This is a genomic window from Rhizobium sp. Root274 (assembly GCF_001429245.1).
Taxonomy (GTDB): Bacteria; Pseudomonadota; Alphaproteobacteria; order Rhizobiales; family Rhizobiaceae; genus Allorhizobium.
This window is the reverse complement of sequence record NZ_LMJE01000001.1, coordinates 1121751-1145911: the sequence shown is the minus strand read 5'-3', so window position 1 is coordinate 1145911 and position 24161 is coordinate 1121751. Positions and strand designations below refer to the sequence as shown.

The window sequence follows — 24161 nt, the reverse complement described above, 5'->3', positions numbered from 1 at the left end:
TCCGGCGCCCAAGCCGGATCCCACTGCGGCGGCTCTTGAACGATTTTCCGTCGAGAGCCGCAAAGCCAGACAGCTTCACGCAAGGCCCACCTCATACCCTCTGACATGACTACGCAAACGAGGATTTCAATATGAGCCTTTACGGAACTATGCGAACGGGTGTCTCCGGCATGAATGCGCAGGCAAACCGCCTGGGTACGGTCGCAGACAACATCGCCAATTCCAGCACCGTCGGCTACAAGAAGGCCTCGGTGCAATTTTCATCGATGATTTTGCCAACTTCTAACGGCGCTTATAATTCTGGCGGTGTGGAAACGGACGTTCGTTATTCCATCTCCAGCCAAGGCACGTTCAGCTACACGACTTCGACGACGGATCTTGCGATCAATGGCGACGGCTTCTTCATCGTGAAGGGCGCGGACGGCACCCCTTATCTGACCCGCGCCGGGGCCTTCGTCCTACAGGAGGACGGAACGCTCAAAAACACCGCCGGCTACACGCTTCAGGGTTATGAGTACGATTCCAACGCTGATCCGACCATCGTCGTGAATGGCTTCGATGGTTTGCAACCGGTTGATCTCTCTGGCTCCGGCATTTCGGCCGTCGCCTCCACCGCAGGCACGCTGAATGTCAACTTGCCCAATGGAGAAGCGGACGGCTTTGAGCAGAAGACCTCATTGAAGGTCTTCGACAGCCAGGGTTCCAGCCGTCTCATTGAGTTTACCTACACGAAGGTGACCGACAACGAATGGTCGGTGACGGCGACGGGTCCTGGCACGCCGACGACGGTGCTCGCGACCACGACGCTTGAGTTCGATACAGATGGTCAGCTCATCACCCCAGCCAGCGGCGAACTGACGCTAGATGGCTTCACCATCGATGGTGCCGAAGTGCCTGACATCGCGCTGCAGATCGGCGACACGACCCAGCTCGCCTCCTCCTTCTCGGTCGAGGTCGGCCAGGTGGACGGTAATGCCGCGTCGAAGGTCAAGGGCTATGAAATCGATGAAAAGGGCGTGGTCTCCGTCGCATATGAAAATGGCGATCTCGTGCCGAAATTCCGCGTCGCGATGGCCAGTGTCCAAAGCCCGGACAATCTCAATCCTGTAGCGGGCAACCTTTACACCCAGTCAAATAACTCTGGCGTTGTCATCCTTGGCTACGCCGGCTCGAGCGGGTTCGGGTCCATCATCTCGGGTGCCCTTGAAGACTCCAACGTGGACGTCGCAGAGGAGCTGACCGCAATGATCGAATCTCAGCGGAATTACACCGCGAACTCCAAGGTTTTCCAGACAGGCTCCGAATTGATGGAAGTCCTGGTCAACCTGAAGAGATAATCGAAAGAGTAGGTTAGTCCTATGTCGCTTGCATCGTCGCTTAACACTGCCAATTCGATTTTCCGGAACACGTCCCAGCAGACATCGGTGTTGTCGACCAACATCGCCAATGATGGGAACGAGAACTATGTTCGCCGGCAGTCGGTGGTGGTGCAGACGGTCTACGGTGCATCGACGACCCAGAACGAGCGGTCGCAGCAAACGGCCCTGCTGCGACAGCTTTCGTCTTCCACTTCGCAGCAAAGCGCGCAGACAGTGCTGCTGGATGGATTGACTACACTTTCTAACGCACTTGGTGGCAACGACAAGGAACTGTCGACTTCGACGTTCCTGGCCAATCTCCAGAGCAGCCTGCAGTCTTTCGCCGCAGCGCCTGGCGAATACGCTCTGGCATCTACGGTGGTTACCGATGCAATCGACGTTGCAAATTCGCTGAATAATGCGACGACGACCACGCAGCGTGTTCGCGCGGACGCCGATGCGCAGATCTATCAGCAGGTGGATTCGCTGAACAAGCTTCTCGCCGAGTTCAAGACCGTCAACGACACGGTTGTGCGGATGACGGCGACCGGCGATGATCCGAGCAATTACCTGGATCGTCGCGACACGCTTCTCAAAGACATCTCAGCCATTGTCGGTGTCAGCATCAACATGCGCGACAACAGCGACATGGTGCTCTACACCTCAGATGGCACGACGCTCTTTGAGACAGATCCTCGCGAAGTTACGTTCGACCGAACTTACACTTACGACTCTACGGTTACCGGCAATCCCATCTATATCGACGGTACTCCGGTACGGGCAGGCGTAGGCGGCAATACGGATGGGCGGGGTTCGCTTGCTGCGCTGGTTCAGCTCCGCGATGAGATCGCGCCGACTTTTCAAACGCAGCTCGATGAAGTGGCGCGCGGCCTGATCGAAGCTTTTGCCGAGACCGATTCAGGCGGTATCAATGAGCTTCCAGGGCTGTTCACCTGGCCGACCGGCACGGTCCCGACGACCGGCACTGTACAACCTGGTCTCGCCGCTCTGATTAAGGTCAACGATGCTGTGCGCTCTGATGCCGGTGGTGACCCCATGCTGGTTCGCGACGGCGGAATTAACGGCCCAGGCTACGTCAAGAATACCAACAATTCGTCGGGTTACACAGACCTGATCAACGCTTATGTCGACGCACTTTCCGCGGAACGGTCCTTCTCCGCCGACGCGGACCTCAAAACGACCGCGAGCGTGCTGACCTTCTCCAGCAACTCGATTGGCTGGCTCGAAGAGCTTCGCTCCAATGCGACGACCGCAGACGAAAACAAACAGGCGCTCTATGAGCGGACCTTCCAGACCTACTCCTCAAAGACGGCGGTAAGTCTGGACGAGGAACTATCGCTGCTGCTCGATGTAGAGCAGTCATACAAGGCCGCAGCCAAGCTCGTGAGCACCGTTGACGAGATGCTGAAGGCCGTACTCGAAATGGCGGGGTAATCCCTGATGTCGACGTCCAGCGTATCCAATCTCTCAACTCAGACTTCAATGCGCCTGACCATCCGTCAAGCTCAAAACGAGTTGCTCAAGGCGCAGCAGGAGGTCAGCACCGGTTCCTACGCTGATATCGGAGCGGAACTGGGCACCAAAACTTCGACGGTGGTCGATCTCAATCGCGAGAGCTTGCGGCTGACATCGATGATCAACAACAACTCGATTGCCACGCAGCGCTTGTCGGCATCGCAGGAGGCGCTAAAGCAGATCGCAACCGCCGCCGAGGAGATGAACACGTCGCTGATCACCATCTCGGGTGCATCCAACAGCGACACGATCAACACCACCGTGATGACGGTGAAGAATTCGCTGTCGACAATGATCAGCATGGCGAACCAGTCTGCGAACGGAGAATTCCTGTTCGCCGGTATCAACACGGATGTTCAGCCGCTTGCTGAATACACCCCGACGTCAGATGCCAAGCTTGCTTTCGACGCGGCCTTCACCGGCTACTTCGGCTTCCCGCCGACCGACACCGTGGGTACCGCAGGCATCGTTGCCAAAGGCGCCGCGCCTAGCATGGAAGATTTCATCACCTCGACGCTTGAGCCCATGTATTCCGGCACCGACTGGAACACCGATTGGTCAGGTGCCACCGACGCTGTGATGACCAGCCGCATTACACAATCCGAAACCGTCAATTCGTCGGCTTCGGCGAATGAAAACGGCTTCCGATACTTCGCGCTGGCATCTGTCATCACGCAGGAACTGTTACAGATCGGCGCACCCGCCGATGCGGTCTCGACCGCTGTGGATGCGGCGATCGGTTACACAGGAAAAGCCATCACCGGCATCAACTCTACCCGTTCGCAGCTCGGATTGTCCGAGAACCGCATCGAGAAGGCCGATACTTCGCTTCAGATCCAGGTCGACATTATCGAGACCAGTCTCGCGAGCAAAACTGAGGTCGATGCGTACGAAGCATCGACGCGCGTTAACTCTTTGCTGTCCATGGTGGAGACATCTTACACCCTGACCTCGAAGATCCAGGCGCTGAGCCTTGTCAACTACCTTTGATGAGCAAAGGGTGAAATGAAACTGAAGGGCAACTGAATGTACCAGTTCTCATACGCCGAAATCATGGAAGATGGCGTTGCCGACGCGAAAGAGCGCGAACGCCAAGCCCTTGATCGTTGTATCCAGCTTCTGAGCGCCGCCCGCGATAAGAGCGGCTACGGCCGCGAGGCGATCGAAGCAATCTACTACACCCGCCGGGTTTGGGTCCGCTTGATTGAGGACCTGCAGAACCCGGAGAATCAGCTGGCCGATGACCTTCGCGCCAATCTGATCTCCATAGCCATTTGGATTTTGAAAGAGTGCGACCGGATTCGGAAGCGCCAGTCCATGAATTTCCAGGGCATCATCGACGTGACAACCATCATCAGGGATGGACTTAAATGAAGAGCACTTTGCGCATCTCGCTCAAGTCGGGCGAACGTATTTTCATCAACGGAGCGGTTTTGCGCGTCGACCGGAAGGTTGCTCTCGAGTTCCTCAACGATGTGACCTTCCTGCTGGAAAATCACGTCCTTCAGCCTGAGCAGGCCACGACGCCGCTGCGCCAATTGTATTTCATCGCGCAGATGATGCTGATCAACCCCGAAGGTAAGGACCAGTCGCTGGCCATGTTCCGCAAGTCGGTGATCATGCTGCTGACCTGCTTCGAGAACGAGGAAATCCTCGCCGAACTGAAGCGCATCGACGGCATGGTCTCGTCGGGCCGCGCCTTTGACGCCCTGAAGGCAATCCGTTCGCTCTATCCGATCGAGGACCAGATCCTTAACAATCAGGAGATGGCGCCGGCCACGATCGAACAGATTCGCAAGGAGATCGCTCCATGGCGGTAGATGCAGTAACCAGCGCGACGTCCACGACCTCTGCGTCGTCCAGCAGCAGCGCAAGCGCGGCTGCGGCTTCGGCAAGTGCAACTCTGGACTATGACAACTTCCTGCAATTGCTCATCGCGCAGATGAAGAACCAGGATCCGACCGATCCCATGAAGGCCAGCGAGCAGATCGCCCAGCTGGCGACCTTCTCGCAGGTCGAACAGACTATCAAGACGAACTCAAACCTCGAAACGCTGATCAACGGTAACGCCCTGACCAACGCGTCCTCGTATATCGGCAAGACGATCACGAGCGCGGATGAGAAGACGACGGGCGTCGTGTCTTCAGTTCGGGTTTATTCCGATACGATGGTCGCCACGACCACCGACGGAAAGGAAATTCCAATCACTGTCGGTGTTCGCGTCGGCACGCCCGCGACCACCACGACCACCGAGACGACCGAATAGGAACATGCTAGGCCTTTCGGAGTGGAAGGGCATGATTCGCCACTCCGGAAGGAAACACCGATGAACGAAGCTGATGCGCTCGACATCATGCAAGCGGCGATCTGGACCATTCTGGTCGCCTCAGGGCCGGCGGTTGCAGCCGGCATGATCGTGGGTATCGTGATTGCCCTCATTCAGGCGCTAACGCAGGTGCAGGAAATGACCCTCACCTTCGTGCCGAAAATTCTTGCCATCATGATCACCATCGGCATCTCCGCCCCCTTTGTCGGCGGGCAGATCTCGCTCTTTGCCAATCTCGTCTTTTCGAGAGTGCAATCGGGATTCTGACCAGGACGACCTGCCACCCTCGCGCAAGCTTCGACCTTTATGCCTGATCCGCAGACTGCCAGAGGTATGACACTCTGGCTGACTTCTCATGAAGAGATGGAACAGACATGGCGCAACCACCTGCACTCGTGATTCCGAAAGTCAGTCCGAACGGACGCGACATCGGCTTTGCCCTGGGCATCGTCCTCATCCTGTGCATTCTCTTCCTGCCCATTCCGCCCTTCCTGATCGACCTCGGTCTGGCCTTCTCGATCGCCTTTTCGGTCTTGATCCTGATGGTATCGCTGTGGATCCAGCGGCCCCTCGATTTCTCGTCATTCCCGACGATCCTGCTGATCGCAACCATGGTCCGCTTGTCGCTCAACATCGCGACGACGCGCGTGATCCTGTCCCACGGGCATGAGGGACATGGCGCAGCCGGTGGTGTCATCGCCGGCTTCTCTAGCCTCGTCATGGGCGGTGACTTCGTCATCGGTCTGATCGTCTTCATGATCCTGATCACGGTCAACTTCATCGTCATCACCAAGGGTGCGACGCGTATCGCGGAAGTCGGCGCGCGCTTCACCCTCGATGCCATTCCCGGCAAGCAGATGTCGATCGATGCCGACCTGTCGGCCGGCATCATCGATGAGCGCGAAGCCCAGCATCGTCGCCGCGAACTGGAGCAGGAAAGCTCCTTCTTCGGGGCCATGGACGGTGCGTCCAAATTCGTCCGCGGCGATGCGATCGCCGGCCTCATAATTACGGCGATCAACGTCTTCGGCGGCATCATCATCGGCTATTTCCGTCACGGCATGGAAATCGGCCAGGCAGCGGACGTCTTCGTCAAGCTCTCGGTCGGTGACGGTATCGTCTCCCAGGTTCCGGCCCTGATCGTCTCGCTGGCTGCCGGCCTTCTGGTGTCGCGCGGCGGCACCCCCGGCTCGACTGACCAGGCCGTCGTCAATCAGTTGAGCGGCTATCCCCGTGCGCTTTCAGTTGCAGCCGTGCTGATGTGCGCGCTCGCCCTTGTCCCGGGACTGCCGCTAATCCCCTTCATGACGCTTGGAGGTCTCATGGCCTTCGGCGCATGGTTCATCCCGCGCCAGGTCGAAGCCGAAAACAAGCTGAAGCGTGACCAGGAAGAAAAGAAGGTTATGCAAAGCAAGGAGGCCGAGAAGGACTCCGTCAAGTCCGTGCTTAAGACGGCGGAGATCGAGCTTGCGCTTGGCAAGCTCGTCTCGACGCGTCTTCTGGGAGCGCATCAGGAGCTGGCCTTCCGCGTCGGCAAGATGCGCAAGAAGTTCGCCAGCCAGTACGGATTCGTGGTGCCGGAAATCAAGGTCACGGACGACATCGGCATTCCGGAGAAATCCTATCAGATCCGCATCCATGGCACGACGATCGCGTCCAACAATCTGCGCGTGGGCGAGGTTCTCGTCGTCACCGGATCCGGTCGTAAACCGAAGGTTCCAGGCGATGAGATCCGCGAACCCGCCTTCGGCATGCCGGCCGTCTCGGTATTGGAAACCTTCACCGAGGAGCTGAAACGCGAAGGCTTCCACCCGATCGACAACGTATCGGTCGTTCTCACCCATGTGAGCGAAGTCATCCGCAACAACCTGCCGCAGCTTCTGTCCTACAAGGACGTGAAGATCCTCATCGATCGGCTCGACCCTGAATACAAGAAACTGGCCGACGAGATCTGCTCTTCGCATATGTCCTATTCCGGCCTGCAGGCCGTGTTGAAGCTGCTGCTTGCCGAACGTGTCTCGATCCGCAACCTGCATCTGATCCTCGAAGCGGTTGCCGAGCTCGCACCGCATGTGCGCAAGACCGAGCAGATCGTCGAACATGTCCGCGTCCGCATGGCCCAGCAGCTCTGCGGCGACCTCACCGACAACGGCGTCCTGCGCGTGCTGCGTCTGGGGTCCAAGTGGGATCTCGTCTTCCACCAGGCACTGAAGCGTGATGCCAAGGGCGAAATCGTCGAATTCGACATCGACCCGCGCAATCTCGAAGAATTCTCCGAGCAGGCGAGCCGCGTTATCCGTGAATTCATGGACCGGGGTCTGCCCTTCGTTCTTGTAACCTCGCCGGAAACGCGCTCCTATGTGCGCATGATTATCGAACGACTCTTTGCGACCTTGCCGGTCCTCTCCCATGTCGAATTGGCCAAGGGCATCGAGATCAAGATCCTGGGCTCTATTTCATGATTTCCGACCCGCAGGGGACTGTTCTGGTGCTGTTTGCGGTCTTCTGCCGCATCGGCGCCTGCTTCATGACCCTGCCGGGCTTCTCCTCGGCCCGCATTTCCGCCACCACCCGGCTTTTCCTTGCTGTGGCGGTATCGATGGCGATGGCGCCGCTTCTGTTCGACAGCATCTATCCCCGCGTGGCCGGCGGCGGCGCGCCTCTGATCCCGGTTCTGATGGCAGAACTGATGATCGGCCTGATGTATGGTCTCGTACCGCGCTTCTACGTGCTCGGCCTGCAGTTCGCGGGGACGTCCATTTCGATGGCGATCGGTCTCAGCTCACCCGGCGGCGGTGACGCACTTGAAGACACGAGCGAAACCCAGCTGACCAATCTTCTCAGTTTCTCCGGTCTGCTCGTCCTGTTCCTTCTCGACTTCCACCACATCGTTTTCAAGGCGCTGATGGAATCCTACACCGTCATGCCGCTCGGTGGCATGCCGGACAGCCAGAAGATGCTGATCACACTCACCGATACCCTGTCCCAGACCTTCATGCTGATGCTGCGTCTGGCCAGCCCCTTCCTGATCTTCGGGCTGATGTTCAACGTCGCCGTTGGCCTCGTGAACAAGCTCGCGCCGCAGATACCGATTTTCTACATCTCAACGCCCTATCTTCTGATCGGTGGCCTGATCCTGGTCTATTTCACCATTGCCGCATTGGTCATGCAGTTCGGACGCTATTTTCCGATGATCTTCAACTTTTAAGGACGCGCGGTTCCATGGCGCCCCAGAAGAAATCAGACAAATTGAAGCGCCTCGTCGCCGTCCAGCGTCATATGGAACGCATGGCCGAAAGCGATCTCGGGATCACGGCCCAGCGCATCGAGGAAAACGCCCGATCCATGGATCTGGTCATGGAAGCGATCGGCTCCCTCGACCCCGTCCATCGTCTGTTTGCCCAGAATTATGCCGACCGTTTCGACCGGTTGTCCAACACCGACAAGCAGCTTCACGGTCTGCAACAAGTGCAGGAAATGAAGTTGCTGCGCGAGCGTGCCAAGGGCGATCGGCTGGAAGAGAACCGCAAGGATGCTCGCGCCCTTGAAGAACGGGCCGCTGATGATGACGCGATTTACGATCTGATCGACATCCGCTTTGCCACACCAGCCTCCGACAAGCTTGGGGAGTGATAGTCGCCACGAACAAACATCGAGGATGTCATCGTGGCCATATCAACCCCGAGCGATCTCGTGCTGGACGTCGTCCGCGCTGCAGATCCGTCGCAAGTTGCCGCTGCCCAGGAGCAGATGAAGACCAACCGCGCCAACTTTCTCGCCACCAGCCTCGCAGAAGAGGGTGAGGGCTTCGGCGCGACGGTCGATATCCTCAACCGCACGACCAATGCTGCCCGTGTTGAAGCGACAGCCCAGCACAAGGACGAGGACGGTAAGGTTCCCAAGGTCTATCGCAACTTCGAAGCCGTCTATCTCACCAACTTCGTCCAAACCATGCTGCCGAGCGAAAGCGAGGAAGTCTATGGCAAGGGCAATGCCGGTGAGATGTGGAAGAGCATGATGGCCGAACAGATCGGCTCCGTCCTGTCCGAATCCGGTGGCGTCGGCATTGCCGATCAGATGTATCACGAGGCCCTTCAGCGCGCGCGTGGTGACGAGACGGTAAATGCCAAGACGGACGAAACCAATCGCGGCGCGGCCTTGAGCTGGGTGACCGATCTCGAGCGACGGACCCTGGGCCCCAGTGCCGAAAGCCAGAATCCATAAAGATCGAAAACAAGGTATAATTTCATGGAAGTTGTTTCGAGCGAATATCGGGTCAAGACGGTGCTTAGCCGCCTGGAGCGCATCATCGACAATGAAAACGAGCGGATCGGCAAGGATCCGGAGTTCGATTTCAAGGTGTCGAATGCCCATAAGAGCCGTTGCCTCTATGAGCTGACCATGCTGTTCCGCGACACCGATCCGCGCGAATTCGCCGTCAATTATGTCGAGCAACTGCATGCTCTGAAGGAAAAGCTCGCGACCAATGCGCGCCGCGTCGAGGCACATCTCGGTGCCGTACGTGCTGTGGCCGACCTCCTGAAGAATGCCATGCGGGATGCCGATGCTGATGGCACCTACTCTCAGGAACAGTTCCAGTTCAGCGAGTTCTGATGGGCAAGATACTCGGAATCGGTCTGTGGGTTTGCATCGTAACGCTCGGCGCGGTCTACGGCTCTATCTATCTCGCCACGGCGCCTGCCGCACCGAGCGCTGAAGCGGAGAAGCCTGCGCTCGAACTCGTTCGCGGCGAGCCGATCACCATTCCGGTGCTCGCCGGCGGCGATGTACAGGGATACTTCCTGACCCGCATTTCCTTCATGATGGACAAGGAAAAGATCAAGGGGCAGAAGTTGCCCGTCACTGAAATGATGACGGACGAACTCTTCACCCTTCTGGTCGGAAACAAGATGGTCGACATTGCCAATGTCGGTGCCTTCGACGTGATGGCGTTCCGTGACGAGGTCAAGACCGAAATGAATGCCCGCCTCGGTGAAGGCATGGTCGATCAGGTGATGATCGAACAGCTGGACTACGTCTCCAAGGACGCCGCCCGCAAGGCAGCCGATGGTGCTCCTGGCGCGATGGCGAAGACCACGGTCGTCGAAGGCGAGAAGGTCGAAGAAAAGCCAGCCTCCGGTCACTGACCTCCTGCCCCCCACTCATTTGCCCTCTTCACGCCGAGCCTCGCTACTGTCGCGTGGCTCGGCGTTCTCACGTGCGTACCAGCGCGTGCTTCACCCTTGCAAATTGCCGCAATTTGACAGCATAGGACGGGGACAGGCAAACGCGACGTCTGTGATGGCGCTAGCTTGCCGACAGTCTGAGACGAGGAACAAGCACAGTGACGACGGTGATTGATGGGAAGGCGGCGGCTGCCTCGGTGGTCGAAGCGGTAAGTTCTGCGGCAGGAAAACTCGAAGCGAATGGACATCGTCGTCCGGGACTTGCGGTCGTCATTGTCGGTGACGATCCGGCAAGCCATGCCTATGTCGGCGCAAAAAGCCGCATGGCCAAGCAGTGTGGCTTCAACTCGATCCAGCATACGCTGCCAGAGCAGACCTCGCAGGACGACCTGATGGCACTCGTCACCTCGCTGAACGCTGATCCGGAGATCGACGGCATCCTCGTCCAGCTTCCGCTGCCCCGGCACCTGCAGTCCGAGCCGGTCATCCAGTCGATCCTGCCGGAAAAGGATGTCGACGGCCTGCATGTCGTCAACGCCGGCAAGCTTGCGACGGGGGATCTTGAAACCGGCCTCGTCTCCTGTACGCCAGCCGGTGCCATGATCCTGGTGCGCCAGATTCACGGCAAGGATCTCTCGGGTCTCAATGCTTTGGTCATCGGCCGTTCGAACCTTTTCGGCAAGCCGATGGCACAACTGCTGCTCAACGCCAATGCTACTGTGACCATCGGGCATTCGCGCAGCCGCGATCTGCCGGAACTCGCCCGGCAGGCCGACATTCTCGTGGCCGCAGTCGGTCGTCCCGAAATGGTCAAGGCCGACTGGCTGAAACCGGGCGCGACCGTCATCGATGTGGGCATCAACCGGATCGATGCGCCTGAAAAGGGTGAGGGCAAGTTCAAGCTGGTCGGCGACGTGGCCTTTGCCGAATGCAAGCCGGTGGCCAAGGCGATCTCGCCCGTTCCGGGCGGTGTCGGCCCCATGACGATCGCCATGCTGATGGCCAATACCGTGATCGCCGCCTATCGCCGCGCCGGACAGTCTGCCCCGAAGTTCTGAGCACGCAATGTCGTCACACCGGATCAGGCGCCTGCAGGCGCCGGTCCGGTCGAGGCTCTGACCACCAGTTCCACCTTCCACAATTCCTGCTCCGGCAGGGCAGGGGCCATCCCGCTGATCATCCCGATCAGCCGCTCCCCCACGCGTCTGCCGGCTGCCTTCAACGACGAGCGCGTGGTTGTCAGGGGAATGGAAAAATTCTCCGGCTTCAACAACGGCAACTCATCGTCATGGGCGATCAGCGACATGTCGATGCCGAGCTTCAGCCCCGCCTCGTTCATGGCGCGCACGGCCCCGAGCGCGAGCACCGTACTGGCACAGAGCACCGCAGTCGGCCGCTCCGGATGTGCCAGAATTTCCTTCATGCCGCGATAGCCCTGTTCGTCCCCCATGAACGTGTGCCGGACATGCGCGGGATTGAGGCTGAGTTGTGCCTGCGCCAGCGCTTTTTCGGTGCCGAGCTTCCGGCGAAAGGCGAAATCCAGATCGGCCGGTCCATTCAGGAGCGCCACGCGCTTGTGTCCCAACTGCATCAGGAAGCGTGTCGCATCGAAGAACGCGCCTTCATTGTCGACGTCGAGATAGGGGTAATCCAGCTCCATGCCATAAGATCGTCCATGCACGATGAATGGCAGCGACAGGGACTTCGCCATAGCAATCCGCGGGTCCCTCTCTCGCACATAAGCGAGATAATATCCGTCGACGCTACCGCTCGCGACGAGCCACCGGATAGCCTCCTCCTCCTGGTTCGCCTTTGCCGGCATGATGACGAAGTGGAAATCCTGGGTGATCGCAGCTTCTGCCAGACCGCTCTGGAATTCGGCAAAATGCATATCGGAACTATGATCCGGCGAGATCGGCATGATCAGCCCGATCGAGCCAGCCTTGCCGGTTGCCAGCCGCTGGGCCGCACGATTGGGCCGATACCCCGTCTCCTTGGCCGCCAGCAACACGCGCTGGCGCGTATCCTCGCTGACTTCCGGATAACCATTGAGCGCGCGACTGATCGTTGTTTGTGACAGCCCGAGCAGCTGAGACAATTCCTTGAGATTCACTGCTGGCATTCCTCTCCCAAGCTCGTGCGCGACCTCCCGAATTGCGCTCAAAGCGCTTCGACTATGGCTCAGGCCGGACCGGTTTCACAAGCGGAAACTGACTGAAAGCAAGGCATCTGCATGTTGCATTGCGGCATGGTGCGACGTTTTCAAGCAAATGCACAAAAGCCGCTTGACTCGTGATGGAACCCAATGGGATGAAATAGGCGCCAAAGCGCTTTGAAGAAAGTGCGGACCGAAGGACGTTGGCCGTCCGATGTGATGGGAGGTTAATCACATGAAGAAAATGTTTCTGATGACCGTGGCAGCAGCCGCGCTGGTCGCCGGCACTGCCGCCGCAGCAGACCTGAAGTTCAAGCCGGGCGAAGACAGCAAGTTCAACTGGGCAAGCTTTGAACAGTACAAGGCTGCGAACAGCGCCTTGAAGGGTCAATCGATGACCATCTTCGGCCCCTGGCGCGGCGAAGACCAGGTGTTGTTCGAAAGCGTCCTGGCCTATTTCGAAGACGCCACCGGCGTCGACGTTCAGTATTCGTCCTCTGAAAACTACGAGCAGCAGATCGTTATCGACACCCAGGCCGGCAGCCCGCCGAACGTGGCCATCCTGCCGCAGCCGGGTCTAATCGCCGACCTCGCCTCGAAGGGTCATCTGACACCGCTCGGCGACGAAACCAAGTCCTGGCTCCTGGAAAACTATTCGGCTGGCCAGTCATGGGTTGACCTGTCCACCTACAAGGGCAAGGACGGCACGGCCGCCCTCTATGCCTTCCCGTACAAGATCGATGTGAAGTCGCTGGTCTGGTATGTGCCTGAGAATTTCGAGGACGCCGGCTACGAAGTGCCGAAGACCATGGAAGAGCTGAAGGCTCTGACGGAGAAGATCGCGGCCGACGGTGGCACGCCGTGGTGCATCGGTCTGGGTTCGGGCGGTGCGACCGGATGGCCGGCAACCGACTGGGTCGAAGACATGATGCTGCGCACGCAGCCGGCTGATGTTTACGACAAGTGGGTCACCAACGAGGTGAAGTTCACCGATCCGGCCGTTGTTGCTGCGATCGACGAATTCGGCTGGTTTGCCAAGAACGACAAGTTCGTGGATGGCGGGTCGAAGGCCGTCGCCTCGACCGACTTCCGCGACAGCCCGAAGGGCCTCTTCGGCGCACCGCCGAAGTGCTACCTCCACCATCAGGCCTCTTTCATTCCGTCCTTCTTCCCGGAAGGCACGAAGGTCGGGGAAGACGCTGACTTCTTCTACATGCCCCCCTACGCGTCGAAGGCAGACCTCGGCAACCCGGTTCTCGGCGCCGGCACGCTCGCCATGATCGCCAAGGACAGCCCGGCTGCCCGCGCCTTCATCGAGTTCCTCAAGACCCCGATCGCGCATGAAGTCTGGATGGCGCAGTCCAGCTTCCTCACGCCGTTCAAGGGTGCCAACAAGGCAACCTATGCCAACCCGCCGATGGCGAAGCAGGGCGATATTCTCCTGAACGCCACGACCTTCCGCTTTGACGGTTCCGACCTGATGCCTGGCAAGATCGGCGCTGGCGCATTCTGGACCGGTATGGTTGACTACTCCGGTGGCAAGCCTGCCGCGGATGTCGCAGCCGACATTCAGAAGGCCTGGGACGGGCTGAAGTAAGCCCACAACTGACCGCAATTCGCCGGGCCGCATTGAGAAGATGTGGCCCGGTCGTCGATACACAAGAACAAATGCCCCGGGCGCTGATGGGCGACGCGGAGCGATCGACAGGGAGGGGACATCTTGGAACAGTTACTCTTTGCATTGCTGACGATCCTCGTCGGCGTCGCAGCAGCGATCGGCTATTTCTACGGCTCGAACCTGCTGCTGGACCGCATCTTTCCGTCGCGCATCGCAGACACGGCCAAGGCCTCGCGTAATCTGCGCCGGGCCTCCTTGATCCGTCCGTGGCTCTTTCTCGGCCCGGCGTTGATTTCGCTGACAGTTTATCTGGTCTACCCGCTCTTTTCCTCGATTGCCTATTCCTTCATGGACCGGGCCGGGGAGAACTATGTCGGGATGGCCAACTACCGCTGGATGATCCAAGACGCCGAGTTTCGCCAGTCGATCTCCAACAACATCCTCTGGCTGATCGTGGTCCCGGCCGGCTCTACCTTCTTTGGTCTGATCATCGCAGCGCTGACCGACCGGATCTGGTGGGGCAATATCGCCAAGTCGCTGATCTTCATGCCCATGGCCATCTCCTTCGTCGGTGCCTCCGTGATCTGGAAGTTCGTCTACGACTATCGCGATGCCAGCTCCGAACAGATTGGCATCCTGAATGCCATCGTCATGGCGCTGGGCGGCGATCCGCAGATCTGGATCTCGCTGCCCTTCTGGAACAACTTCTTCCTGATGGTGATCCTCATCTGGATCCAGACGGGCTTTGCCATGGTCCTTCTGTCGGCGGCCCTGCGCGGCATTCCGGAAGAAACCATCGAAGCCGCCGTCATCGACGGTGCAAATCCCTGGCAGATCTTCATCAAGATCAAGGTTCCGCAGATTTGGACGACGATCGCCGTCGTCTGGACCACCATCACCATCCTCGTTCTCAAGGTCTTCGACATCGTTCTCGCCATGACAAACGGTCAGTGGCAGAGCCAGGTTCTGGCGAACCTGATGTTCGACTGGATGTTCCGCGGCGGTGGCGACTTCGGCAAGGGTGCCGCAATCGCAGTCGTCATCATGATCATGGTTGTGCCGATCATGATCTGGAACATCCGCAATGCCCGCCGGGAAATGGAAGGACACTGAGATGGTCACGAAGAAGCTTTCGCCCCTGTCGATCGTTGTCAATCTCACCGTCCTTTTCCTGGTCGTGCTCTGGACGTTGCCGACCGCTGGCCTGCTGATATCGTCGCTGCGCGACAAGGACCAGATCGTCGCCTCCGGATGGTGGACCGCGCTGGGCACCTCCAGCCAGAACGCGATCTATCGCGCCCCGCCGCCGAGCGCCCAGGTTCAGGAAAACGGCGCCTACGTGATCTCTGGCAATGTCTTCCAAGGCAATCCCGGCAGCGTCTCTGCCTTCGGTATCAACATCAACGCCCCGGCAGCCTATGAGCCTGGCCAGACCGCCGAGCGTAATGACGGCAGCAAGCTGACGCTCCAGGAAAACGGTGATTTCCGCATCGAATCCGCGACCGCCTTCGAAGGCTCCCGTGGCGATCGCATCTTCTTCACCGCCTCGGTGCCGCCGCGCTTCACGCTGGAGAACTACCAAACGGTTCTAACCGCAGAAGGTCTCGGCAAATCGTTCCTCAATTCGCTGACGGTCGCCATCCCCTCGACCATCATCCCGATCCTGGTTGCCGCTTTCGCCGCCTATGCACTTGCCTGGATGAAATTCCCCGGCCGTTCGATCCTGCTCGCCGTCATCGTTGGCCTGCTTGTCGTTCCCCTGCAGATGTCGCTCATCCCGCTATTGAAGATGTATAACGGGGTCGGCGCCTTCTTTGGCGTGCCGGCCAAGGGTTATGTCGGCATCTGGCTCGCCCATATGGGCTTCGGCTTGCCGCTCGCCATCTATCTCTTGCGCAACTACATCGCCGGCCTGCCACGCGAGATCATGGAATCGGCCCGTGTTGACGGCGCCTCCGATTTCGAGATCTTCACCAAGATCGTACTGCCGCTCTCCTATCCCGCGCTCGCCTCGTTCGCGATCTTCCAGTTCCTCTGGACCTGGAACGACCTGCTGGTCGCCATGGTCTTCCTAGGAACCGGTGACAACGAGCTCGTATTGACCGGACGCCTGGTTAACCTTCTCGGCTCGCGTGGTGGCAATTGGGAAATCCTCACGGCCTCGGCCTTCATCACCATCATCGTGCCGCTTCTCGTCTTCTTCGGCCTGCAGCGATACCTCGTGCGCGGCCTCCTTGCCGGATCCGTGAAGGGCGGCTGACGAGGCCTTTAGACCTATACCAACAGGAATGACTTCATGAGTGCAGTTCAGACTTCCGTCATGACCCCGGACAAGGATTGGTGGCGCGGTGCGGTGATCTACCAGATCTACCCGCGCTCCTATCAGGATTCCAACGGCGACGGTATCGGCGATCTCAAGGGCATCACCGCCCGCCTGCAGCACATCGCCGATCTCGGGGCGGATGCAATCTGGATCTCGCCTTTCTTCACCTCGCCGATGAAGGATTTTGGTTACGACGTCTCGAACTATGTCGATGTCGATCCAATGTTCGGTTCGCTCACGGACTTTGACGGTCTGATCGCCGAAGCCCATCGCCTCGGCATCCGCGTGATGATCGACCTCGTCATGTCCCATTCCTCGGACCAGCATCCCTGGTTTGTCGAAAGCCGCTCCAGCCGCGTCAACCCCAAGGCCGACTGGTATGTCTGGTCCGACCCCAAGCCGGATGGCACGCCGCCCAACAACTGGCTGTCGATCTTCGGCGGCTCGGCGTGGGCCTGGGACCCCACCCGCATGCAGTATTACCTGCACAACTTCCTGACCTCTCAGCCGGACATGAACCTGCACAATCCCGAGGTTCAGGATGCGCTGCTTGCCGCCACCCGCTTCTGGCTGGACCGCGGCGTCGACGGCTTCCGCCTCGATACCATCAACTTTTACTTCCACGACAAGGAACTGCGCGACAATCCGGCGCTCGCCCCGGAACGCCGCAACGCCTCGACGGCGCCAGCGGTCAACCCCTACAATTTCCAGGAGCACATCTACGACAAGAACCGCCCTGAGAACATCGCCTTCCTCAAGCGCTTCCGCGCGCTCTTGGACGAATATCCGGCGATTGCAGCGGTCGGCGAAGTCGGCGACAGTCAGCGTGGTCTAGAGATCGTCGGCGAATACACATCCGGCAACGACAAGATGCAGATGTGCTACGCCTTCGAATTCCTGGCGCCGGAGCCTCTGACGCCGGAAGTCGTGCGCAACACCCAGAACGCCTTTGCGACCGCAGCACCCGAGGGCTGGGCCTGCTGGGCCTTCTCCAACCACGACGTCGTGCGCCACATCAGCCGCTGGGGTGCGGGCGTCCTCGACCGCGAAGCCTATGCCAAGATGATGTCCGCCCTGCTGCTCACTCAGCGCGGCTCGGTCTGCATCTATCAGGGCGAAGAACTCGGCCTCACCGAAGCCGATATCGCGTTTGAAGACCTGCAGGATCCCTACGGCATCCAGTTCTGGCCGGAATTCAAGGGGCGTGACGGCTGCCGCACGCCGATGGTCTGGGACGATCACGCCACCCAGGCCGGTTTCTCCACAGCTGCCAAGGCCTGGCTCCCGATCCCGGTCGAGCACGTCCTGCGCTCGGTCAATACGCAGGTCGGAAAGGACGAATCCGTCCTGGAGCAATACCGCCGTTTCCTCGGCTTCCGTCGCCAGCATCCGGCTTTCGCCAAGGGCGACATCACCTTCCACGAGGCGGGCGAGCATTCGCTGGTCTATACCCGCTCGCTCGGCAACGAGAAATTAGTTTGCCTGTTCAACATGAGCCCGGAACCAGCAACCATGGCCTTGCCCGAAGGCGAATGGCTGGCGCTGGAAGGGCACGGATTCACCGGTGAGACGAAAGATAACAAGGTAGAATTGCCGGCCTGGGGCGCATATTTCGCGCGCCACGCCTGACAGGGGAGGAAGAGAAATGACGGGTCTGGTTCTGAAAGACATCCGCAAGGCCTACGGGCAGGTGAAGGTCCTGCACGGCATCGATCTGGAGATCAAGGAAGGCGAGTTCGTTGTCTTCGTCGGCCCGTCCGGTTGCGGCAAGTCGACCTTGCTGCGCATGATCGCCGGCCTGGAAGACATCACCAGTGGCGAGATGTATATCGATGGCCAGCTCGTCAATGATGTGCCGCCCTCCAAGCGCGGCATCGCCATGGTCTTCCAGTCCTATGCGCTCTACCCTCATATGACCGTCTACGACAACATGGCCTTTGGCATGCGCATCGCCGGCGAGAGCAAGGAAGAGATTGATCGCCGCGTCCGCTCGGCTGCCAACATCCTGCAGCTCGGCCCTTACCTCGACCGTCTGCCCAAGGCTCTGTCCGGCGGCCAGCGCCAGCGCGTCGCCATCGGCCGCGCCATCTGCCGCGACCCCAAGGTCTTCCTGTTCGACGAACCGCTCTCCAACCTCGATGCCGCCCTGCGTGTCGCGACCCGCATCGAGATCGCCAAGCTCAACGAGCAGATGGCCGACACCACGATGATCTACGTCACCCACGACCAGGTTGAGGCGATGACACTGGCGGACCGCATCGTCGTGCTCTCGGCCGGCAAGATCGAACAGGTTGGTCCTCCGCTTGAACTCTATGAGCGTCCGGCCAATCTCTTCGTCGCCGGCTTCATTGGTTCACCCGCCATGAACATCATGCCGTCCACCATCATCGAGACCGGTGCTGTGACCCGCATCAAGCTCAAGGATGGCTCAGAAGTCGCCGTCGATATCGAGACCGCAGCGACCGAAAACGGCAAGGCCGCAAGCTTTGGCGTCCGCCCCGAGGATCTTTCCATCGCGACGGGCGATCAGTTCCTGTTCGAAGGCACGGTGTCGATCGTCGAAGGCCTCGGCGAAGTCACGCTTCTTTATGTCATGGGTCCGGTCGAGGAAGAACCGATCGTGGTGAAGCTGCCGGGCATCGTCGACGTGAAAAAGGGCCAGACTTTGCGCTTCTCTGCCGACCGGACGAAGCTCCATCTGTTCGACGCTGCCGGCCAGACCTACCGACGCTGATCGCCTTCCCATTTTCTGACATGTTAAGCCCTCGTTATCCCTAGCAATAACGGGGGCTTTTCGCAGCCAAGTTTGGCGCTGCGCGACATACCGACTGTTAAGCTGTCACTGCTAGCTTTTACCCATAACAAACGACAAAAAAGACAAGGGTAGAGCGATGAGAACGGCAGGTGGCAATCACTTTCTGAAAAAGGAAGAATCCTTCATGTACGACCGGGAAAACCGGTACCGCATGGAAGACACGATGAATGCCGGGCGTCTCGAATACACCGAGAACGGCATGACACATATGGCGGCGCGGCGCTGCGACGTCATCCGCATTTCCATGAGCGGCGCGGTGATCGCCCTGCTGACCCAGGTCAACCTGCCTAAGCAATTCTATCTCGACATCCCGGATGCGCGCATCAACAAGGTTGGCGCCGTCTTGATGAAGACCTTTCCGAACAACACCGCGGAGATCCGCTTCCTCCGTCTGCTGACGCAGAAGGAGCTCGACCGCATCTTCGTCTTCTCGACGCACCCGGCGCACAAGGACCGCGTTCTCGACGTGCGCAGCTGGTAACCCCGCGACAACAGACCGAAGTTTGAAGGCCGGTGCAGGACAATCCGCACCGGCCTTCAGCTTTTTTGACTGGACTTACCGAGCCGTACCTTTGATCTTGCCTGAAAATCAGGGAGATCACGCATGTCCATCGAAAAAGTAGCGATTGTCACCGCCGGCGGAAGCGGCATGGGAGCTGCCGCAGCGCGCCGACTGGCCGCCGACGGCTTCAAGCTTGCCATTCTCTCCTCCTCCGGCAAGGGCGAGGCGCTGGCGTCCGAACTCGGCGGTTACGGCGTGACCGGCTCCAACCGCTCGGCGGAAGACCTCGCCCGCCTCGTCGACGGCACCATGGAGCGTTTTGGCCGCATCGACGTGCTGGTCAACAGCGCCGGGCACGGTCCGCGCGCCCAGATCCTCGAGATCACCGACGAGCAGTGGTCGACCGGCATGGACGTGTACCTGCTGAACGTCATTCGCCCGACACGCCTCGTCACGCCGATCATGCAGGCGCAAAAGTCTGGCGTAATCATCAACATCTCCACCGCCTGGGCTTTTGAGCCCTCGGCCATGTTCCCGACGTCTGCCGTTTTCCGCGCAGGCCTTGCCTCCTTCACCAAGATCTTTGCCGATACCTATGCGGGCGAAAACATCCGCATGAACAATGTCCTGCCCGGCTGGATCGACAGCCTGCCGGCAACCGAGGAACGGCGCGACGCGGTACCGATGAAACGCTACGGCACGAGCGAGGAGATCGCCGCGACCATCGCCTTTCTCGCATCGGATGGCGCAGCCTATATCACCGGCCAGAACCTGAAGGTTGACGGCGGGCTCACCCGCCATGTCTGAGCTCACCCTCAACAAAGCGGCAGAATGCTGTTTGTGACAACAAATCGCTCCGCGTAAACCACTTGGTTACCAAACTTCTTCATTCTTTAGGGCCAGCGACAGGACAAAAAGTTCGATCCTGTCCCAGTAAAGCCGGCATTGGCTGTCATGTGCCGGTTCCCAAGAGTTTTGGTAAGCGAGTTCACGTATCATGGCGTCCTCGACCTCTCCGGTCTCCGGTGGCACTGTGTCCACCGTAAAGAAGATGCAGTCGCGCAAGGTCAAGCGCGGCTCCAGCCTGCCGACGGTCATGGGCGTTACACTCGCCTGTCTCTTCTGGACGACCGCCAGCCTGGCCGTATTCAAGGGGCTGGCCTCCTCGCCGATCGAGGCGCCGCTCTACAACGGTCACGTCCTGCCAAAGCCAAGCCTCGCCCTGGCACAACCGCTGGCACCTCAAGGCACGAACGCAGCGTCAGGCGATTTCCACGCGCTTGAAACCATGCGGAAGCGATTCGCAGAAGCGGTCGCCGCAACCGACAGTCTCGGCCTCCTGATGCTGCCGGCCGCCATGCGTCTGGCCGAAGTCGAGAAATCCGATCGACTTCTTCTCGCCCGCATCGAGAGCTTCACCGATCCGCAGGCCATGGCCGTGTTGCGCGAAGCACTCGGCAAGTTCGAGGCGGAACGTCAGCAGGCGGCGCTGGCCGTCGCTACCCGCGATCGACGCACAGGCGTCGACGACGTTCTACCCGTCGATCCGATCGTCACGGCATCGCTGGGCCCGGCCTCCACCACTGCCCCGACCGCTCTCGGTTACGCTGCTCCGCCGAAGGCTGACGCTGTGATGGCAGCGTCCGATCCCCGTGAGGAGCCGTTCCAGGAACTGCTCTCCGAGCCGCAGGCGAGTGAGCACGGCGACTTGCCGGACGACGGCCCGCTGCCGCAGGCAAAGCCTCGTGCGACGGCAATCCCAGCGCCGGAGCCACCGGTCGCCACAGCCACCCCGGAACAGCCCAAGAGGAAGACCCTCGCCAGTATGCTGGCCTATGCCAAGCCCGACAATCCGATCACCACGGATGATGGGGCAGGGGGGCTCTTCAGCCGAAAGAATGCACTTCCAGGCCCCGGCAGCCGTGTTGCGGTCTACGTGATTGAGGATGCAACCGTCCACATGCCGAACGGCGAGAAGCTCCGCGCCCATTCGGGTCGCGCCCACATGCGCGACAACCCGAAATTTGTGCACATGAAGAACCAGGGTCCCACCCCGCCAAACGTCTACAAACTGCGCATGCGTGAAGCCCGTTTCCATGGAGTGGAAGCGATCCGCATGACACCGGTCGGCGATGCGAAGATGTACAATCGCGACGGCTTCCTCACGCATACCTATCTGCTGCGCAAACGGGGAGACAGCTCGGGCTGCGTCGTGTTTGAGGACTACAACCGCTTCCTGAATGCTTTTAAGCAGGGGCAGGTCAACACATTGATCGTGGTTCCCTCGCTGCGGGAACTGCCGAAATACACCGCAATGCTCTGAGGCAAGCGGATAGATTGAAGGCCTCCGAAGTTCTGCTTCGGAGGCCTTTTTCGTTGCGTGCTTCGATGCGGAGACCGATGGTCGATCAGGCGATGAGGCTTATAGCCCGGACGGTGAAGGGCCGGCTGATGCAGCCGGCCCCATGCCCGTTGCTTCGCAGGATCAGAATTCCTGCCAGTCTTCTTTCAGGGCGGTATTGCCATGTGTCGGCATTGGTCTGGCCGCGGGTCGACGCTCGCTGTGGGCCGCGGGCGGCGCGTGTCGTACTGGTGCATAGGACTGGCTGGACGTACCCGAATAGTGGTGGCCGAGCGAGAAACGAGCGATGAACTGCCGCAGCCTTTCGGTCTCGTTCGCAAGCGTCGCGCTGGCGGCGTTTGATTCTTCCACCATCGCCGCATTCTGCTGTGTTACCTGATCCATCTGGTTCACCGCGGAGTTCACCTCGGAGAGGCCTGTCGCCTGCTCCCGGGCCGAGCTTGCAATGGCCTGCATATGGTCGTTGACGGCGATGATGTTCTCCTGGATCGTCTTCAGCGCCTCACCGGTTTCGCTGACCAGCTTCACGCCATTCTTCACCTCTTCCGAGGAATTCCGGATCAGTTCCTTGATTTCCTTTGCCGCCTGAGCTGAGCGCTGGGCAAGCTCGCGCACTTCCTGGGCAACGACGGCGAAGCCCTTGCCGGCTTCACCGGCACGAGCGGCTTCGACACCGGCGTTCAAAGCCAGAAGATTCGTCTGGAAGGCAATCTCGTCGATCACCCCGATGATATTCGAGATCTGGTTCGACGACTGTTCGATGCGAGCCATTGCGCCGACGGCTTCAGCCACGATCTGACCGGAGCGGGCAGCGCTGGTGTCGGCCATCTGCGTCGAATTGCGAGCCTCTTCCGCCCTCTTGGAGGCATTGTTGACGTTGACCGTGATCTGGTCGAGGGCCGCTGCCGTCTCTTCGAGCGAAGCCGCCTGCTGCTCCGTCCGCTTGGACAGGTCCTGCGCGCTGTGACTGATCTCACGGGTTCCGCTGTCGATCTGATCGGTCGACTTGGCGACAGCACCGAGTGTTGACCCAAGTTGCGTCAGGGCCTCGTTCAGATTGGTGCGCAGTGCTTCGAAATCAGGCGCGAACGGACGGTCTATGGTGAAGCTGACGTCGCCCTGAGCCATCTTGCCAAGTGCTGTTCCGATCGTGGTGACTGCATGCACGCGGTCGCTGACGTCGGTTGCGAATTTCACGACCTTAACGATATTGCCTCTTTCGTCGGAAATCGGGTTGTAGGAAGCGTTCATGAAAAGCTTGCGGCCGCCCTTACCGTATCGCGTAATATCGCCGATCCGCGGACGATTGGAGCGAAGTTCGGACCAGAGCGTGGCAAATTCCTGATCACCCTCCGCGCCATCCGAAAGAAACATCCGGTGCGACTTGCCCTTGATTTCGGCCAGAGCGTAACCGGTCGCGTTGAGAAAGTTCTCGTTGGCGGCAACGATCTCGCCGCCCGGGGTAAACTCGATAACTGCTTGTGCTCGGCCGATGGCGAGCAATTGACCCTTGTAGTCGAGGTTCTGCAAGCGCTCCTTAGCATTGGCCCACTCGACCACGAAGCCGGTAGTCTTTGCGCCACTCTTCAGCGGGGTCACGATCAGGTCAAAGGCATGATGGCCGACCCAGATCGTGGCTTTGTGCTGCGCTTTCAAGCTGGACAGCATGTTGCGCTGGTGCGAGGGGTTCTTGTGAAATATGTCGATGTTGCTGCCGATCAGCTTGGCATACTCAAAGCGCGGCAATTCTTTCTTCAGGTCGGCTTCGGCTTCCTGAAGCATCTCTTTCACGGCGGCATTCATGTAGCGGATGTTCAGCTTCTCGTCGGCGATCATGATCTTGGCGGTGATCACCTCAAGGGACTCGAGCTGCGCCTTTGTGTTGTATGACTGTCCAAACATTCTGTCCTGGTCCTTCTTGCCAGTTTTGCGAGTGGACCTCCGATCCTTAGGGTCGAAGGTAGACAAAAGACAGAATTT

24 protein-coding genes are annotated in these 24161 nt (G+C 59.4%); 22 read left to right on the top strand and 2 right to left on the bottom strand.

The annotated features are described in order from the left end of the window. Positions 1 to 131: 131 nt before the first annotated feature. The 14 genes from ASE36_RS05715 (at position 132) to folD (ending at position 11464) form a co-directional block, all read left to right on the top strand. Complete coding sequence (locus ASE36_RS05715) at positions 132 to 1337, top strand: flagellar hook protein FlgE (protein WP_062276379.1); 1206 nt, start codon at positions 132 to 134, stop codon at positions 1335 to 1337. A 21-nt stretch (positions 1338 to 1358) separates the two neighbouring features. Next, positions 1359 to 2813, top strand: coding sequence for a flagellar hook-associated protein FlgK (gene flgK / locus ASE36_RS05710; protein ID WP_062276378.1), 1455 nt, complete (start codon positions 1359 to 1361; stop codon positions 2811 to 2813). A 6-nt stretch (positions 2814 to 2819) separates the two neighbouring features. Continuing rightward, entirely contained in the window at positions 2820 to 3884 is a 1065-nt protein-coding gene (locus ASE36_RS05705) for a flagellar hook-associated family protein (protein ID WP_062276377.1), read from the top strand. 36 nt (positions 3885 to 3920) lie between these two features. After that, positions 3921 to 4268 carry a flagellar biosynthesis regulator FlaF gene (gene flaF / locus ASE36_RS05700; RefSeq protein WP_062276376.1) on the top strand — a complete coding sequence of 116 codons (348 nt, stop codon included), beginning with the start codon at positions 3921 to 3923 and terminating at the stop codon, positions 4266 to 4268. Continuing rightward, the gene (gene flbT / locus ASE36_RS05695) at positions 4265 to 4714 is read left to right on the top strand and encodes a flagellar biosynthesis repressor FlbT (RefSeq protein ID WP_062276375.1); all 450 of its coding nucleotides are present in this window, start codon (positions 4265 to 4267) and stop codon (positions 4712 to 4714) included. Before flaF ends, flbT begins: the two co-directional genes overlap by 4 nt. Next, the gene (gene flgD / locus ASE36_RS05690) at positions 4705 to 5160 is read left to right on the top strand and encodes a flagellar hook assembly protein FlgD (RefSeq protein WP_062276373.1); all 456 of its coding nucleotides are present in this window, start codon (positions 4705 to 4707) and stop codon (positions 5158 to 5160) included. The genes flbT and flgD overlap by 10 nt, the downstream gene beginning before the upstream one ends. 60 nt (positions 5161 to 5220) lie before the next feature. Further along, complete coding sequence (gene fliQ, locus ASE36_RS05685) at positions 5221 to 5487, top strand: flagellar biosynthesis protein FliQ (protein ID WP_062276371.1); 267 nt, start codon at positions 5221 to 5223, stop codon at positions 5485 to 5487. Between the two features lie 107 nt (positions 5488 to 5594). Next, on the top strand, positions 5595 to 7682 hold the full coding sequence (gene flhA / locus ASE36_RS05680; protein ID WP_062276369.1) for a flagellar biosynthesis protein FlhA: 2088 nt from the start codon (positions 5595 to 5597) through the stop codon (positions 7680 to 7682). Continuing rightward, a complete protein-coding gene (fliR, locus tag ASE36_RS05675; protein WP_062276367.1) occupies positions 7679 to 8428 on the top strand; it encodes a flagellar biosynthetic protein FliR in 750 nt (249 codons plus the stop codon). The genes flhA and fliR overlap by 4 nt, the downstream gene beginning before the upstream one ends. A 14-nt stretch (positions 8429 to 8442) precedes the next feature. After that, positions 8443 to 8853: a hypothetical protein gene (locus ASE36_RS05670; RefSeq protein ID WP_062276365.1), complete on the top strand. Its 411-nt coding sequence runs from the start codon at positions 8443 to 8445 to the stop codon at positions 8851 to 8853. Positions 8854 to 8886: 33 nt separating this feature from the next. Then, a complete protein-coding gene (locus ASE36_RS05665; RefSeq protein ID WP_062276363.1) occupies positions 8887 to 9444 on the top strand; it encodes a rod-binding protein in 558 nt (185 codons plus the stop codon). Between the two features lie 24 nt (positions 9445 to 9468). Further along, positions 9469 to 9834, top strand: coding sequence for a hypothetical protein (locus ASE36_RS05660; protein WP_062276361.1), 366 nt, complete (start codon positions 9469 to 9471; stop codon positions 9832 to 9834). Further along, positions 9834 to 10367 carry a flagellar basal body-associated FliL family protein gene (locus tag ASE36_RS05655; protein ID WP_062276359.1) on the top strand — a complete coding sequence of 178 codons (534 nt, stop codon included), beginning with the start codon at positions 9834 to 9836 and terminating at the stop codon, positions 10365 to 10367. Before ASE36_RS05660 ends, ASE36_RS05655 begins: the two co-directional genes overlap by 1 nt. A 197-nt stretch (positions 10368 to 10564) precedes the next feature. Continuing rightward, the gene (gene folD / locus ASE36_RS05650) at positions 10565 to 11464 is read left to right on the top strand and encodes a bifunctional methylenetetrahydrofolate dehydrogenase/methenyltetrahydrofolate cyclohydrolase FolD (protein WP_062276357.1); all 900 of its coding nucleotides are present in this window, start codon (positions 10565 to 10567) and stop codon (positions 11462 to 11464) included. A 23-nt stretch (positions 11465 to 11487) separates the two neighbouring features. On the opposite strand, the gene ASE36_RS05645 is transcribed toward folD, so the two are convergent. Next, positions 11488 to 12519, bottom strand: coding sequence for a LacI family DNA-binding transcriptional regulator (locus ASE36_RS05645; RefSeq protein ID WP_062278116.1), 1032 nt, complete (start codon positions 12517 to 12519; stop codon positions 11488 to 11490). 277 nt (positions 12520 to 12796) lie between these two features. Here ASE36_RS05645 and ASE36_RS05640 point away from each other — a divergent pair, with 277 nt between their 5' ends. The 8 genes from ASE36_RS05640 to ASE36_RS05605 all read left to right on the top strand — a co-directional run bounded on the left by ASE36_RS05640 (position 12797) and on the right by ASE36_RS05605 (position 22142). Next, positions 12797 to 14158, top strand: coding sequence for an ABC transporter substrate-binding protein (locus ASE36_RS05640; RefSeq protein ID WP_062276355.1), 1362 nt, complete (start codon positions 12797 to 12799; stop codon positions 14156 to 14158). Positions 14159 to 14281: 123 nt separating this feature from the next. Beyond that, entirely contained in the window at positions 14282 to 15292 is a 1011-nt protein-coding gene (locus ASE36_RS05635; RefSeq protein ID WP_062276354.1) for a carbohydrate ABC transporter permease, read from the top strand. Between the two features lies 1 nt (position 15293). Beyond that, positions 15294 to 16439, top strand: coding sequence for a carbohydrate ABC transporter permease (locus ASE36_RS05630; protein ID WP_062276352.1), 1146 nt, complete (start codon positions 15294 to 15296; stop codon positions 16437 to 16439). A gap of 36 nt (positions 16440 to 16475) precedes the next feature. Further along, entirely contained in the window at positions 16476 to 18131 is a 1656-nt protein-coding gene (locus ASE36_RS05625; protein WP_062276351.1) for an alpha-amylase family glycosyl hydrolase, read from the top strand. Positions 18132 to 18147: 16 nt separating this feature from the next. Then, the gene (locus ASE36_RS05620; protein ID WP_062276349.1) at positions 18148 to 19236 is read left to right on the top strand and encodes an ABC transporter ATP-binding protein; all 1089 of its coding nucleotides are present in this window, start codon (positions 18148 to 18150) and stop codon (positions 19234 to 19236) included. Positions 19237 to 19393: 157 nt separating this feature from the next. Beyond that, positions 19394 to 19798 carry a hypothetical protein gene (locus ASE36_RS05615; protein WP_062611267.1) on the top strand — a complete coding sequence of 135 codons (405 nt, stop codon included), beginning with the start codon at positions 19394 to 19396 and terminating at the stop codon, positions 19796 to 19798. Between the two features lie 123 nt (positions 19799 to 19921). After that, a complete protein-coding gene (locus tag ASE36_RS05610) occupies positions 19922 to 20626 on the top strand; it encodes an SDR family oxidoreductase (RefSeq protein WP_062276345.1) in 705 nt (234 codons plus the stop codon). Between the two features lie 190 nt (positions 20627 to 20816). Next, the gene (locus ASE36_RS05605; protein ID WP_062276343.1) at positions 20817 to 22142 is read left to right on the top strand and encodes a DUF2778 domain-containing protein; all 1326 of its coding nucleotides are present in this window, start codon (positions 20817 to 20819) and stop codon (positions 22140 to 22142) included. Positions 22143 to 22304: 162 nt separating this feature from the next. On the opposite strand, the gene ASE36_RS05600 is transcribed toward ASE36_RS05605, so the two are convergent. Further along, positions 22305 to 24083 carry a methyl-accepting chemotaxis protein gene (locus tag ASE36_RS05600; protein ID WP_062276341.1) on the bottom strand — a complete coding sequence of 593 codons (1779 nt, stop codon included), beginning with the start codon at positions 24081 to 24083 and terminating at the stop codon, positions 22305 to 22307. Positions 24084 to 24161 lie beyond the last annotated feature (78 nt).

What these genes read in the sequence shown, in the direction of transcription:
- ASE36_RS05715 (WP_062276379.1), top strand. Translation starts at nt 132, where the DNA reads ATGAGCCTTTACGGAACTATGCGAACGGGTGTCTCCGGCATGAATGCG.
- flgK (WP_062276378.1), top strand. Translation starts at nt 1,359, where the DNA reads ATGTCGCTTGCATCGTCGCTTAACACTGCCAATTCGATTTTCCGGAAC.
- ASE36_RS05705 (WP_062276377.1), top strand. Translation starts at nt 2,820, where the DNA reads ATGTCGACGTCCAGCGTATCCAATCTCTCAACTCAGACTTCAATGCGC.
- flaF (WP_062276376.1), top strand. Translation starts at nt 3,921, where the DNA reads ATGTACCAGTTCTCATACGCCGAAATCATGGAAGATGGCGTTGCCGAC.
- flbT (WP_062276375.1), top strand. Translation starts at nt 4,265, where the DNA reads ATGAAGAGCACTTTGCGCATCTCGCTCAAGTCGGGCGAACGTATTTTC.
- flgD (WP_062276373.1), top strand. Translation starts at nt 4,705, where the DNA reads ATGGCGGTAGATGCAGTAACCAGCGCGACGTCCACGACCTCTGCGTCG.
- fliQ (WP_062276371.1), top strand. Translation starts at nt 5,221, where the DNA reads ATGAACGAAGCTGATGCGCTCGACATCATGCAAGCGGCGATCTGGACC.
- flhA (WP_062276369.1), top strand. Translation starts at nt 5,595, where the DNA reads ATGGCGCAACCACCTGCACTCGTGATTCCGAAAGTCAGTCCGAACGGA.
- fliR (WP_062276367.1), top strand. Translation starts at nt 7,679, where the DNA reads ATGATTTCCGACCCGCAGGGGACTGTTCTGGTGCTGTTTGCGGTCTTC.
- ASE36_RS05670 (WP_062276365.1), top strand. Translation starts at nt 8,443, where the DNA reads ATGGCGCCCCAGAAGAAATCAGACAAATTGAAGCGCCTCGTCGCCGTC.
- ASE36_RS05660 (WP_062276361.1), top strand. Translation starts at nt 9,469, where the DNA reads ATGGAAGTTGTTTCGAGCGAATATCGGGTCAAGACGGTGCTTAGCCGC.
- ASE36_RS05655 (WP_062276359.1), top strand. Translation starts at nt 9,834, where the DNA reads ATGGGCAAGATACTCGGAATCGGTCTGTGGGTTTGCATCGTAACGCTC.
- ASE36_RS05640 (WP_062276355.1), top strand. Translation starts at nt 12,797, where the DNA reads ATGAAGAAAATGTTTCTGATGACCGTGGCAGCAGCCGCGCTGGTCGCC.
- ASE36_RS05630 (WP_062276352.1), top strand. Translation starts at nt 15,294, where the DNA reads ATGGTCACGAAGAAGCTTTCGCCCCTGTCGATCGTTGTCAATCTCACC.
- ASE36_RS05625 (WP_062276351.1), top strand. Translation starts at nt 16,476, where the DNA reads ATGAGTGCAGTTCAGACTTCCGTCATGACCCCGGACAAGGATTGGTGG.
- ASE36_RS05620 (WP_062276349.1), top strand. Translation starts at nt 18,148, where the DNA reads ATGACGGGTCTGGTTCTGAAAGACATCCGCAAGGCCTACGGGCAGGTG.
- ASE36_RS05615 (WP_062611267.1), top strand. Translation starts at nt 19,394, where the DNA reads ATGAGAACGGCAGGTGGCAATCACTTTCTGAAAAAGGAAGAATCCTTC.
- ASE36_RS05610 (WP_062276345.1), top strand. Translation starts at nt 19,922, where the DNA reads ATGTCCATCGAAAAAGTAGCGATTGTCACCGCCGGCGGAAGCGGCATG.
- ASE36_RS05605 (WP_062276343.1), top strand. Translation starts at nt 20,817, where the DNA reads ATGGCGTCCTCGACCTCTCCGGTCTCCGGTGGCACTGTGTCCACCGTA.
- ASE36_RS05600 (WP_062276341.1), bottom strand. Translation starts at nt 24,083, where the DNA reads ATGTTTGGACAGTCATACAACACAAAGGCGCAGCTCGAGTCCCTTGAG.